Here is a 12,072-nt window from a genome sequence, read left to right as displayed (position 1 = left end):
TATGGTAACGCAGCTCTGCAAGGGAGGAATCATGCGGATAGAACGGAATTCAGCCTGGGAACTGGACCCTGCGGTGCCCATTACACCGCAGATCACGCGGATCCTGCGCGAACGCATCATTCAGAACGATCTCAAGCCCGGCGACCGTATTTCGGAATCCGAGCTGGCGCGGGCCTATGACGTCAGCCGCCAGCCGATCCGCGAGGCATTCATCAAACTTGCCGATCAGGGGCTGGTCGAAGTTCGCCCGCAACGCGGCACGATCATTACGAAAATCGGATATGCGGCGGTTCTGGACGCCCGCTTCCTGCGCGAGGCCATCGAGGCCGACATCGCCAAGATACTGGCTGCCGATCCTGACCGGCATGTGATCGCCGAACTGCGCGACCAACTCGCGCGGCAAGCCTCCCTGGACCGTCGCGATCCCGGCGCTTTCATTCGTCTGGACGAACTTTTTCACCGCACCCTCGCCGAGGCTGCCGGAAAGGGGGGCGCCTGGAAACAGATCGAGGGCTTGAAGTCCCAGATGGACCGCGTCCGTTATCTCGCACTCGGCGAATTCGGCATCGAAACACTTGTCCGGCAGCATCGCGCAATCGTGGACCAGATAGAACTCGGCGATGTTGCCGGCTCGAACAAGGCCGTTCGCCACCACCTGCGCGAGGTTCTGAAGGATCTTCCGCAGATCGTCGAAGCCAATCGAAGCTCATTCCAACTGCCGGATGGGGACATGCCCCTGCCGGTCAATGCACCCATCCAAGGAGGAAACTAGCATGAAATTCACTTTTAAGGTCTCGGCTCTTGCTGCGGCGGTCGCCGTTGCCGTTGCCGCGCCAGTTGCCGCGCAAGAAATGACGCTGAAGCTTGGCCACCTCGCCAACGAGGAAAACTCGTGGCACAAGGCTTCGGTCAAGTTTGGTCAGGAGCTGTCGGCCCTGACCGACGGCCGGATCGCTGTCGAGGTCTTCCCGAACGAGTCGCTCGGCAAGGAGATCGATCTGATCAACGGCATGCAGCTTGGCACGGTCGACATGACGATCACCGGCGAGAGCCTCCAGAACTGGGCGCCCAAGGCCGCCCTGCTGGCCGTGCCCTACGCGTTCAAGACCATCGAGGACATGGACGCTTTTGCCGCGGGCCCGATCGGTGACGAGATCAAGGCGCAGATCATCGAGAAAGTGCAGATCCGACCGATCGCCTATTTTGCTCGTGGCGCCCGTGACCTGACCTCGAACCGCGCGATCACCTCGCCCGCCGACCTGAACGGCCTGAAGATGCGCGTCCCGAACGTGCCTCTTTTTGTCGACGTTTGGAAAGCGCTTGGGGCCAACCCCGGTCCGATGGCATTCTCGGAGGTATTCACCTCGCTTCAGAATGGCACCATCGAAAGCCAGGAAAACCCGCTGGCCCTGATCCGTTCGGCAAGCTTCTATGAGGTGCAGAGCCACGTAAACCTGACCGATCATGTCCGTTCGTGGATCTACCTGACCATCGCCGAGTCGACCTGGAACAAGCTGTCGGCTGACGACCAGAATGCGGTCATGGAAGCCGCTGCCCGCGCCCAGGCCTATGAGCGTGGCCTCTTTGAGGCGAGCCTTGCCGCCGACCGTGCCTTCCTCGAAAGCAAGGGCATGACGTTTGTCGAGGTCGATGCCGCCGCCTTCCAGGCCGCTGCAAAAGACGCCGTGCTGGCCAACGTCAACGAAGAGATCAAGCCCATCGTGGAAGGCCTTTTTGCCGAGTAACAGGCGACGACTACCTGAAGGGGTCGGCGCCGCGTCCAGGTGGCGCCGGCCCTCCTTTTGAAAGGACATTGCGAGAATGGCCGGAAGACTGATCCAGATCGTAGTCGTTCTCGCACGGTTCGGCGCGGGCCTGGCGTTTGCCGTCATCATGGCCGCAGTTCTTGTTCAGGTCGTGGGCCGGATCTATGGCTCGTCGCCGGTCTGGACCGAGGAACTGACGCGCTATGCCCTGCTCTACATGGTGGCCTTCGGCGCCGGGCTTGCCTTTCGAACCGGTGACCTTGTCAACGTGGACGTGATCAGCGAGTCCCTTCCCGGCCGTCTGCCTTGGGCGCTGCGCCTTTTCTCGGCGATCGCCACCGGTGGGCTCGCGCTTTATCTGCTGCCACACGCATGGAAATACGTCGCCATCGGCAAGATGCAGACCGCGCCCGCCATGGGTATCCGAATGGACTTCGTCCATCTGACCGTCTGGCTGATGCTGGCTGGACTGGCGCTTTTCGCGGTTCTGCGCGTGATCGGAATGTTGGCGGGCGCCGATGACGGCACACCACACATTGCCGAGGAAGAGGAATAGATAAATGGATGTCGCGATCCTCTTCTCGATCTTTGTCGGCGGCCTGGTGCTGGGCATTCCGGTGGCCATTACGCTGGGTCTGTCGTCACTTGCCTATCTGATCGCTGCCGGCATGCCTCCGGTGGTGATGCCCCAGAAAATGTACGCAGGCATGGATGTATTCGTCCTGCTATCCATCCCAGGCTTCATCCTGGCCGGGAACCTGATGAACCAGGGCGGGATCACGGGCAGGATCATCCGCTTTGCCAATGCTCTCGTGGGGTGGATCAAGGGCGGGCTCGGACTGACCAACATCGCCGCTTCGATGCTGTTCGGGGGCATCACCGGCACGGCTGTCGCCGATGCCGCCTCGCTTGGTGGCGTTCTGATCCCGGGCATGAAGAAGGCGGGCTACCCGGCCGATTTCTCGGCCGCAGTTACCGCGGCCTCATCAACTGTCGGCCCGATCATCCCGCCGTCGGTGCCCATGATCATCGTCGGGGCGCTTTCCGGGATCTCGGTCGGCAAGATGTTCCTCGCGGGCGCCATTCCGGGCATCCTGATGGGTATCGCAATGATGGTGACGGCATATATCATTTCGGTGCGTCGCGGCTTCCCGCACCAACCCTGGCAAGGCTTCGGCGAGGTCGCGCGCTCGTTCGCAGGTGCGATCTGGGCCATCGCGATGACCTTCCTGATCATCTATGGGCTTCTCTCGGGGCTTGCCACGCCAACCGAGACGGCGGTGGTCGCCAGCGTCTATGCCTTCATCGTCGGCGCCTTCATCTACCGCGAACTGCCCCTCGGGAAAGTGCCGGGCATCGTCGCCAACAGCGCGGTCTCGGCGGCGGGTATCCTGGCGCTTGTCGGTTTTGCCAATGTCTTCGGGTGGATTCTCGTCTCTGAGCGGATCCCGCAGGCCATCGCCGATGGCGTGCTGTCGATAACGGACAACAAGTTCCTCGTCATTCTGCTGATCAACCTGCTGCTGCTTTTTGTCGGCATGTTCATGGAGACGATCGCGGCGCTGATCATCCTGTTCGTGCCGCTCCTGTCCTTGGCACAGGCGGTCGGAATCGATCCGCTGCACTTCGCCACCTTCGCGGTTCTGAACCTGATGATCGGCTTGACGACGCCGCCGGTCGGCGTCTGCCTTTTCGTCTGCGCCAATATCGCGCGCCTGCCGCTGGCCCCGGTGGTGCGCGCGATAATGCCCTTCCTTCTGACCAATATCCTGGTGCTGCTCGCGGTCAGCTACTTCCCGCCGCTCGCTACCTGGCTTCCATCCCTGCTGATCCCCTGAGTAAGGCCCCCGTGAACTCCGGCCACTGCCTCATGTATTGGCCAACATGACCTTCGCATGTGGACCGATGAGTCTGCCAATCACGGAGATCATCAAGTCCTTGTCGCCATTGTCGAGAGCAGCATCTGCGGCTCGGAACTGCCCAAGCCGGAAGACTTCGTGCTCGCCTGCTCCGGCACGACGCTCGAAGATATCTACAAGGCCGCCGAATGGGAAAGCCAAGGCCCGCGCCTGCCTGCGCCAAGGGCAAACTGCGCGGCAAACAGCCGGACCGCCAGTCACGCGAACTGCGCCGAATGTATGACACCGGCGACTATTCCGTCAGAGACCTCGCCGAGGTATTCTCCGTGTCGCGCCCAACGATCTATCGCACGTTGCAAAGGGTGCCGGGCGTGGGGTAGTATCTGGTAAAGACGTAGAGAGCCCGGGCATAACAAAAACCATCGTTTTGAATATGCACATGGAGCATAGCAATCTCAATCGAGTAACTTAGTGCTGAAAATATTGAACATTGTTTCGGTGACAGGAGTGTTCTTTCTGCCTTTCATTACTACCGTGACATTTGCTAGCTCTTGTGTCCCACCACTTGAGACCGATCTGCACGGCAATCTTCTACCATCAGAAAGGGAGGGTATCTTATACAGATTAAAAGTGATGGCAGAAGATCCAAACAATGCAATTTTTTCGGGAACATTACAGCCCGGTCCACTTGGAGCTTTAGAAAGCAGACCTGAGTACATTTGGGCTCAGCGCAAAAATATTGATCAGAACAGTAAAGGTTTTTTGGGGAATAGCGCCATATTTATCAATGACGCCTACCTATTTGATGGAATAGTGATACTGAATGGCAAAACGTTACAAGTAAATGATGCCATTGTTCAGCTTAAGGTCTTTTGCATTGCGGGCGATATTTCGGCATGTTCAAAACCTTTACCGACCCCCAAAGAAATTACTTTTGGGGGAATTTTCATCGAATCCACACAAAGCATCATGAAAGCAGGGTCAGTTTGCGCGGATTACTTGGAGAATGACTTCCTCCAGGGGATTAACATAGCAGACGAAGCTCAGGAAATTCAAAAAACATGGGACTAAACACCTAGTCAACGCTATTTGGGCGCGCGCGTCACAAGAGGATCAATTGTGCTTTCTTACTGAACGATATGAAGGCTCAACTCGTTCCGGTCCTGGAGTCGAGAACATGATGAACCTGGAAATTGGAGGGTAAATAGCGCGGCAAACAGCCGAAACTCTCCGACCGCCAGTCCCGCGAACTGCGCCGGATGTACGACTCCGGGGACTATTCCGTCAGCGACCTGGCCGAGGTATTCTCCGTGTCACGGCCAACTGTCTATCGCAAGTTGCAAAGAGTGCAGGTAGTGGGGTAGATTGTGGCTAGAGAAGCTCGGAAACCGGGCGGGACGAAGAGGGCCGCGTCAGGTAGCTCTTAAGCAACCTGTCTGGCGCCAGATAGATCACATGCGAATGTTAATCAACCTATAGGCCTTCTAATGGCAGAGATGAGAAACCTTGGAAGTTACGTCGCATGCATATTTGCGCTCGCCTCTTGCGACATTGATCCTAACAACACAAAAACGGCGAGCGAAGGTTTTTCCGCTACCGCCCCAATAACACAATACTTATCTGGCCTTGAGAGTGGTGAATACCCCGAAAGTTTACAAGAAATTATGGAGCGGGTCGAAGCAGACGAAATTTTCATAAAGCAAGGTGAAGAAACAGTGCCTCCACCATCTTTTTACTTCATCAACACAGACGACCAAGAGATATTCTTGGTGTACAATTCTGTTGATGGTTCTGCATCAAAGGGTGCCTCCTTGTATTTTCGATTTATCGAGGGAGGCACAAACTTCTGTAACTGGACTACAGACCGCAAAACGTGGGAATGTTTCGGCGTTTGAAATAAAGGAAAGAGACTATGACTGAGAGACGATCTCTCACCGCCGGAGAAATCGAAATTGCACGGTCGATCTATGGTACTCCATAAATTATTCTGATGTTACGATTTTCAATGATAGACACAACGAATTGCAGCCAACCAGTCGGGCTATGGCTCCGAACGGAAACATATATTACCCATCAGGCAGCACATCGTATGCAGATGACTTCTCAAACGGCACTATAGAGTAAAAATGGGCCTTCGTTCATGAGAAGGGCCACATTTTGCAGCTTCAGAGCGGCATAAATGTTGCCTTCAGAGGGCTTATTGACCAGGCTAAAAAATACCTTTGGTATCGACGTTTATGATTACCGGGATGATCTGGCAGCAAACAAGCCTCTTCACGAATGGAGCATTGAGGCACAAGCCTCCTATTTTTCCGATGTCTGGTATCAGCGAGAATTCGAAGCAGAAAATGGATACAGCGATCCCAACTTTCCGTCCCTATCAACTTTGACCGAGATCGCTCCCGTCAGACTTTTTCCACAGGAGAGTGAATGCTTCGGCGCTGAAGTTTCTATCGACATGTGGCCACTCGATCCAACGCTCGAACCCGGCCCGGATGGTATCTACGACCAGGACGAAGTGTGCGCCAAGGTCTGGAAGAATCCGATCGAGCTGATCCGGGTGGGCGATATCGTCGTGTCGTTTGACGAGAACGACAACCTCGTGCCCGGCCCGGTCACGCGAACGTTCCAGAACGGCGCCAAAATCCTACTGAACTTTCACGGCACGCACGTCACGCCAGGCCACGTCTACTACCGCCCGGACAGCAAGAAATCCTACAAATACGAGACCCTCATCGACGTGCTGCGCGACGATGGCGTGATCAAACCTCAGGATGGCACGTTGATCCGCGCGGCGACAAATGCTCCCGTGGACAGCCCCCGCGACGGCTTTGTCCGGGCGGTCACCGGGAAACGCAAGGCGGATGGTACAGTCGTACAGAATGATGCTGGCCGCATTCGTCTTGGCACACGCTTCCTTGTCGGCACTGGAAAAGAGCGCAGATCCTTCGCTGTGGCCGACCTGATCGAACATGGCGGCGGTGTCGTCGGTGAGGATGAGCTGATCCGCGTGGGCGACGGCGCCCCCATGCCCTTCCATTGGGAGTTTGGCGACACGCTGCCCCAGCCCGAAGATTTCGTGCTGGCGTGTTCCGGCACGACACTCGAAGACATCTACAAGGCCGCCGAATGGGAAAGCCAAGGCCCGCGCCTGCCTGCGCCGATGGTGCTGGATCGCGGCCCGGTGCAACCGCTCAAAGGTACGGCGCTATCGGCCATGCCGCGCAACGAGCCGTTTGAGGTGGTGCATTCGCCGACGGCCTCGGCCAAGCCGCAACGAACCCCGAACCGCAAACAGCGCAGGGCGATCGACGCCAAGCAAAACAAAACGGCCAATTTGCGCAAACGTGGCTAAATGCTGGGTTGTCCCGCAAGCTGTGAGTTCGACCATCTCACGATTTCGCAGGCACAGCTAATGTCAGGTTCGGTGAAGCTGCATTGCGGCGTCGGGCGACCCGATGAATGGCTCGCCAGGGCCGTCCTTGCCTTGCCACCCCGCAGAGGGCCCATTTCTGCCGCTAGGCAAGGTTGGCGACCTGCAAGTCAGACCGGATCTCCAGCCCTGCAATTTCTGCAAGCAGTTTGACGATCTCGGCGACACCGTCGCGATTGCGTAGCGACGAAAAGACGAAGGGGCGCCCACAGCGCATTCTTCCGGCGTCTCGCTCCATCACCTCAAGCGACGCGCCGACATGCGGGGCAAGGTCGGTCTTGTTGATGATCAGGATATCGGATTTCGTGATCGCCGGTCCTCCCTTGCGGGGGATCTCTTCGCCTGCGGCGACGTCGATCACGTAAAGTGTAACATCGGCAAGTTCAGGACTGAACGTGGCCGACAGGTTATCCCCTCCGCTTTCGATCAGAATGATCTCGATACCGGGATGGCGGCGTTCCATCTCGGCCACCGCGGCAAGGTTGATCGAGGCATCTTCGCGTATCGCCGTGTGGGGGCAGCCGCCGGTTTCAACACCAATGATACGGTCCTGCGGCAGAATTTGCAGGCGCATCAGCGCCTCGGCGTCTTCCCTGGTGTAGATGTCGTTGGTGATCACGCCGATCGAATGGCTGTCGCGCAGCGCTTCGCTGAGAGCGGCAGTGAGCGTTGTCTTGCCGGCGCCCACCGGGCCACCGATGCCAACTCGAAGCGGGCCGTTCATTTTGCTCATGTTCGGAACATCCTGGAATATTGGGTTTCATGTTTCATCGCCGCAATGTCACCAAGGAAAGCCGTAGAGGTAAGATGGGACAGGTTGGCGCAAAGCGCCGTATCGGCGATGGCTTGGCAAAGCGGGGTCAGGTCGCGGATGATCTGCTGCCCCTCGGTCTGCCCCAAGGGGACAAGTCGGGTCGCCGCGGTCACGAGATTGGCCATGAAGGCGTGCAGATAGAACTGGCCGCTCAAGGTCAGCGGCAGGCCCACCAGATTGGCCGCACGTCCCACGGCAACCGGATAGCAAAGCCCGGCCAGGTCAACGGGCCAGACCGATGCCGTGATACCGCAGAAGGCCTCGCCTTGCAGGCGGGTTTCCATCATCCGTTCCGACGATGCCGAAAACGCCAGCGCCGTGTCGTTGATGTTCTTCAGTTCCTGCAGCGAAGCCGCCCGATAGGCCGAGCCAATGAACAGACAGTCATTCCATCCGGCGCCGTGTTGCAGAACATCCGTAATCCAGGCCTGCGCGGTTCTTGCATCCACGACATCGCCCGCCTCTACGCTCCATTCCAACCCATGCGAATAGGCAAATGCCCCCACCGGGTACGCCGGTGAAAACCACTGAGCCAGGGTCAGGATCTGTTTCTCAGTGGGCGTGGCCATGGGTTCTTCCGTGACCATAGGCACCGCCTTCGGGGGTGAAGGGTTCGACGACCTCGCGCAGGGTTGCGCCGATCTGGCTCAGCATGTCCTGGATCACATGGTCGCGCTGGATCAGCAGGCGGTTCTCTTCGATCTGGCAGGGTGTGTGGCGATTGCCGATATGCCAGGCCAGGCGCGTCAGGTCCGGGCCGGTGACCTCCAGAAGGTCTTCGTCGGCGGCGATGCATTCGATCAGGCGGCCATCCTCCAACTGGAACGCGTCGCCATGTTCAAGTGACGTCGTATGGGCCAAATCAACAAGAAACGCCTTGTCTTGCACCGTGATCAATCGCTTGCGGCGCAGGAACCGGTCGTCATAGCTGAGGGTCACGCGGTCGTCGGCCTCTGACCAATGACCGGTTCTGCGGATGTCGCGACAGGCGGGAAGGTCCATGCTGGTCCCCTTCAAAACAGGAAATAGCGTTGCGCCATCGGCAACACCTCGGCGGGTTGACAGGTGAGCAGCTCTCCATCTGCACGCACTTCGTAGGTTTCGGGATTTACCTCGATCTGGGGCGTGGCGTTGTTGAGGATCAGATGGGATTTGCCGATGTTGCGGGTATTCGTTACTGCCAGCGTTTCCTTGGCCAGCCCCAGGCGCGCGCCAATCCCGTCCTCGTGTGCTGCGGCGCTGACAAAGGTGACAGCGCAGTTTTCCACAGAACGGCCATAAGCCCCAAACATCGGGCGCGAATAGACCGGTTGCGGTGTCGGGATCGACGCGTTCGGATCCCCCATCTGGGCCATGACGATGGTGCCGCCCAGAAGAACCATCTCGGGCTTCACCCCGAAAAAGGCCGGGTTCCACAGCACAAGGTCGGCGCGTTTGCCCTCTTCGATACTGCCGATCTCATGCCCGATGCCATGTGCAATCGCCGGGTTGATGGTGTATTTCGCGATATAGCGGCGCACCCGAAAATTGTCGTTGTCCCCGGTCTCCTCCGCCAATCGCCCGCGCTGTTTCCGCATCTTGTCGGCTGTCTGCCAGGTGCGGATCAGAACCTCGCCCACGCGGCCCATGGCCTGACTGTCCGACGCGATGATCGAAAACGCACCCATGTCATGCAGGATATCCTCGGCCGCGATGGTTTCGCGGCGAATGCGGCTTTCGGCAAAGGCCACGTCTTCGGGGATGGATTTGTCCAGGTGGTGACAGACCATCAGCATGTCCAGATGCTCTTCAAGCGTGTTGACGGTGAAAGGGCGCGTCGGGTTCGTCGAGGACGGCAAAACATGCTCTTCGCCGCAGATCTTGATGATGTCGGGCGCGTGGCCGCCCCCTGCCCCTTCGGTATGGAACGCATGAATGGTGCGGCCCTTCATGGCGGCAACCGTGTTCTCGACAAAGCCGGATTCGTTGAGCGTGTCAGTATGGATCATGACCTGCACGTCCATCGCGTCTGCCACCGACAGGCAGCAATCAATCGCGGCGGGTGTCGTGCCCCAATCCTCGTGCAGTTTCAAGGCACAGGCACCGCCCAGCACCTGTTCTTCCAGCGCCGCAGGAAGCGAGGCATTGCCCTTGCCCGCAAAGGCCAGGTTCATCGGAAAGGCATCCGCCGCCTGCAGCATCCTGCCGATATGCCAGGGCCCCGGCGTGCAGGTGGTGGCAAGCGTGCCATGCGCGGGGCCGGTGCCCCCGCCCAGCATGGTGGTCAGGCCGGAATGCAATGCATCCTCAATCTGCTGCGGGCAAATGAAATGGATATGGCTGTCGAACCCACCGGCGGTCAGGATGCGGCCCTCGCCGGCAATCGCTTCGGTCCCTGGGCCTACGATGATGTCGACGCCGGGTTGGGTGTCGGGGTTGCCGGCCTTCCCGATCTTGGCGATGCGCCCGTTCTTGAGGCCCACATCGGCCTTGTAGATCCCGCTGTGGTCAACGATCAGCGCATTGGTGATGACGGTGTCGACCGCGCCTTCGGCACGGGTGGTCTGGGCCTGGCCCATGCCGTCACGGATCACCTTGCCGCCACCGAACTTGACCTCTTCGCCATAGGTGGTGAGGTCACGTTCGACCTCGATGATCAGGTCGGTATCCGCAAGGCGCAGCCGGTCACCGGTGGTGGGACCGAACATCGCGGCATAATCGGCGCGAGAGATCGTTGCCGGCATCAGAGCTCTCCCATCACCTGTTGATTGAAACCGTAAATCCGCCGCGCCCCGCCAATCGGGATCAATACGACCTCGCGCCGCTGTCCCGGCTCGAACCGGACCGCCGTTCCCGCGGCGATGTCCAGCCGCATGCCGCGCGCCGCACCCCGGTCGAATTCCAGGGCGGGGTTGGTCTCGGCAAAATGATAGTGTGATCCAACCTGCACCGGTCGGTCCCCGGTATTGGCCACCATCAACCGTGTGACCGCGCGACCTTGGTTGAGGATCAGCTCACCCTCCGCCGGGAACAACTCGCCGGGGATCATTTCAGGCGAGTCCATGCCACGATTGCGGCCGCCGCGACGGCGAGCCCTGACATGAGCAGCACCAGCCACGACGGATCATCTGCATGAGGATGCATGTGCAAACCGGAATGCGCGAATGCGGGTGTGGCCGCTGCGGTCACAATGGCAAAGAGAGCGGTTTTCATTTCAGGTCTCCTTCAACGAATGGGGTTGTGAACGGTTACAAGCTTGGTTCCGTCGGGAAAGGTGGCCTCGACCTGCACCTCGAGGATCATCTGGGCGATGCCTTCCATGCAGTCCTCGGCACGTATGACCTCGGCCCCGGCCTGCATCAGGTCGGCCACCGAACGCCCGTCACGGGCGCCTTCGACAACCGCATCGCTAATCAGGGCAATCGCTTCGGGGTGGTTCAGTTTCACGCCGCGCGCGCGCCGTTTGCGGGCCACCTCGGCGGCCATGGCAATCAGAAGCTTGTCTTTTTCTCTTGGAGTCAGGTTCATCTCAGATGGTCCAGCATCGGGGGATCTCGTTATTGTTCAGAAGACGCAGGGCCGGCAGCAGGCTCTGGCGCAGCAGAAAACTGTCTGCAGCCAGGACGCGCATCACCAACAGGTCCTCGCCGATCAGGCTTGCACCCGCACATTCGGGCAGCATCTGACGCAGCCGTGGCAAAACCGCTTCCGCATTTTCGGCTAGGTAAACCAGAAGCGCCATCGCCCCTGCCCCATTGGCAATGAAGGGTTTTGCCAAATGCGCGGCGATACCGCCCTGCAATCGGGTGGCGTCCAGGAAGATCGGGCGCCCACGCCGCGTGATCTCGATACGGTCGCAAAACCGGGCATCGTTCAGGCTTTCACCCATTTCGATGCGGCCGAACACCAGCGGCTCCACCATTAACAGGCTTGCTCCGGGTTCGATCTCGACGCTCAGGCGCCGGTCAAGTGACGAGCCATCATAGAGGATGGTCTCTTGCGGCAGCCAGTTCATCCGCGCACCGGTCGCGACACTCAGGTGGTTGCGAACCTGTCCGGTTTCGCCCGGTTGCGCCCTGTAGGCGCGTTCGCAGGCCTGAGTGGTCACGCTCAGCCGGGTCCCTGCACGGACCTGCGCCGAAAACGACAGACGGTCGCCGCCGGTCACACCCCCGGCGGTATTCAGCAGCACAGCTTCCAATCCCGCCCGGCTGTTGCGCG

Annotated in this window: 18 protein-coding genes; 9 read left to right on the top strand and 9 right to left on the bottom strand. The window is 59.0% G+C overall.

Translation table 11 applies throughout. The annotated features are described in order from the left end of the window. The first annotated feature begins 31 nt into the window (after nt 1-31). From SPO_RS08765 to SPO_RS08750, 4 genes are all read left to right on the top strand, one after another. Nucleotides 32-772 carry a GntR family transcriptional regulator gene (locus tag SPO_RS08765; RefSeq protein WP_011047458.1) on the top strand — a complete coding sequence of 247 codons (741 nt, stop codon included), beginning with the start codon at nt 32-34 and terminating at the stop codon, nt 770-772. Then, on the top strand, nt 747-1,745 hold the full coding sequence (locus SPO_RS08760; protein WP_413243704.1) for a TRAP transporter substrate-binding protein: 999 nt from the start codon (nt 747-749) through the stop codon (nt 1,743-1,745). Before SPO_RS08765 ends, SPO_RS08760 begins: the two co-directional genes overlap by 26 nt. 76 nt (nt 1,746-1,821) lie before the next feature. After that, a complete protein-coding gene (locus tag SPO_RS08755) occupies nt 1,822-2,322 on the top strand; it encodes a TRAP transporter small permease (RefSeq protein ID WP_011047456.1) in 501 nt (166 codons plus the stop codon). 4 nt (nt 2,323-2,326) lie between these two features. Then, the gene (locus SPO_RS08750; RefSeq protein WP_011047455.1) at nt 2,327-3,604 is read left to right on the top strand and encodes a TRAP transporter large permease; all 1,278 of its coding nucleotides are present in this window, start codon (nt 2,327-2,329) and stop codon (nt 3,602-3,604) included. A 30-nt stretch (nt 3,605-3,634) separates the two neighbouring features. Here SPO_RS08750 and SPO_RS23155 read toward each other — a convergent pair whose 3' ends face one another. Continuing rightward, nucleotides 3,635-3,826, bottom strand: a complete 192-nt coding sequence (locus SPO_RS23155; RefSeq protein ID WP_044028156.1) for a hypothetical protein — start codon at nt 3,824-3,826, stop codon at nt 3,635-3,637. Between SPO_RS23155 and SPO_RS23495 the strand changes: the two genes are divergently transcribed. The 5 genes from SPO_RS23495 (at nt 3,814) to SPO_RS08740 (ending at nt 6,980) form a co-directional block, all read left to right on the top strand. Continuing rightward, a complete protein-coding gene (locus tag SPO_RS23495; protein ID WP_011047454.1) occupies nt 3,814-4,005 on the top strand; it encodes a helix-turn-helix domain-containing protein in 192 nt (63 codons plus the stop codon). The genes SPO_RS23155 and SPO_RS23495 overlap by 13 nt on opposite strands. A 253-nt stretch (nt 4,006-4,258) precedes the next feature. Beyond that, nucleotides 4,259-4,696, top strand: a complete 438-nt coding sequence (locus tag SPO_RS22865) for a hypothetical protein (protein ID WP_216700158.1) — start codon at nt 4,259-4,261, stop codon at nt 4,694-4,696. A gap of 188 nt (nt 4,697-4,884) precedes the next feature. Then, a complete protein-coding gene (locus tag SPO_RS23285) occupies nt 4,885-4,989 on the top strand; it encodes a helix-turn-helix domain-containing protein (RefSeq protein WP_230981790.1) in 105 nt (34 codons plus the stop codon). 132 nt (nt 4,990-5,121) lie between these two features. Further along, the gene (locus SPO_RS22860) at nt 5,122-5,520 is read left to right on the top strand and encodes a hypothetical protein (protein ID WP_144083988.1); all 399 of its coding nucleotides are present in this window, start codon (nt 5,122-5,124) and stop codon (nt 5,518-5,520) included. Nucleotides 5,521-5,804: 284 nt separating this feature from the next. Further along, complete coding sequence (locus tag SPO_RS08740) at nt 5,805-6,980, top strand: hypothetical protein (protein ID WP_011047453.1); 1,176 nt, start codon at nt 5,805-5,807, stop codon at nt 6,978-6,980. Nucleotides 6,981-7,143: 163 nt separating this feature from the next. Here SPO_RS08740 and ureG read toward each other — a convergent pair whose 3' ends face one another. The 8 genes from ureG to SPO_RS08705 are packed head-to-tail and all read right to left on the bottom strand — an operon-like array spanning nt 7,144 to nt 12,043. After that, the gene (gene ureG / locus SPO_RS08735) at nt 7,144-7,791 is read right to left on the bottom strand and encodes an urease accessory protein UreG (protein ID WP_011047452.1); all 648 of its coding nucleotides are present in this window, start codon (nt 7,789-7,791) and stop codon (nt 7,144-7,146) included. Next, the gene (locus SPO_RS08730; RefSeq protein WP_011047451.1) at nt 7,788-8,441 is read right to left on the bottom strand and encodes an urease accessory protein UreF; all 654 of its coding nucleotides are present in this window, start codon (nt 8,439-8,441) and stop codon (nt 7,788-7,790) included. Before SPO_RS08730 ends, ureG begins: the two co-directional genes overlap by 4 nt. Further along, the gene (ureE, locus tag SPO_RS08725; protein ID WP_011047450.1) at nt 8,425-8,874 is read right to left on the bottom strand and encodes an urease accessory protein UreE; all 450 of its coding nucleotides are present in this window, start codon (nt 8,872-8,874) and stop codon (nt 8,425-8,427) included. Before ureE ends, SPO_RS08730 begins: the two co-directional genes overlap by 17 nt. An 11-nt stretch (nt 8,875-8,885) precedes the next feature. After that, entirely contained in the window at nt 8,886-10,595 is a 1,710-nt protein-coding gene (gene ureC, locus SPO_RS08720; RefSeq protein WP_011047449.1) for an urease subunit alpha, read from the bottom strand. Then, nucleotides 10,595-10,900 (bottom strand): urease subunit beta, encoded by a 306-nt coding sequence (locus tag SPO_RS08715; RefSeq protein WP_011047448.1) that lies wholly within the window; start codon nt 10,898-10,900, stop codon nt 10,595-10,597. Before SPO_RS08715 ends, ureC begins: the two co-directional genes overlap by 1 nt. Continuing rightward, a complete protein-coding gene (locus SPO_RS23200; protein ID WP_193385776.1) occupies nt 10,897-11,064 on the bottom strand; it encodes a hypothetical protein in 168 nt (55 codons plus the stop codon). Before SPO_RS23200 ends, SPO_RS08715 begins: the two co-directional genes overlap by 4 nt. A gap of 12 nt (nt 11,065-11,076) precedes the next feature. After that, on the bottom strand, nt 11,077-11,379 hold the full coding sequence (locus SPO_RS08710) for an urease subunit gamma (RefSeq protein WP_011047447.1): 303 nt from the start codon (nt 11,377-11,379) through the stop codon (nt 11,077-11,079). 1 nt (nt 11,380) lies between these two features. Next, on the bottom strand, nt 11,381-12,043 hold the full coding sequence (locus SPO_RS08705) for an urease accessory protein UreD (protein WP_322786983.1): 663 nt from the start codon (nt 12,041-12,043) through the stop codon (nt 11,381-11,383). Nucleotides 12,044-12,072: the final 29 nt, after the last annotated feature.

The sequence above is a fragment of the Ruegeria pomeroyi DSS-3 genome (assembly GCF_000011965.2).
In the GTDB taxonomy this organism is placed as follows: Bacteria; Pseudomonadota; Alphaproteobacteria; order Rhodobacterales; family Rhodobacteraceae; genus Ruegeria_B; species Ruegeria_B pomeroyi.
Note: the sequence above shows the minus strand (reverse complement) of the source record. Positions and strands in the feature narration are given on the sequence as shown.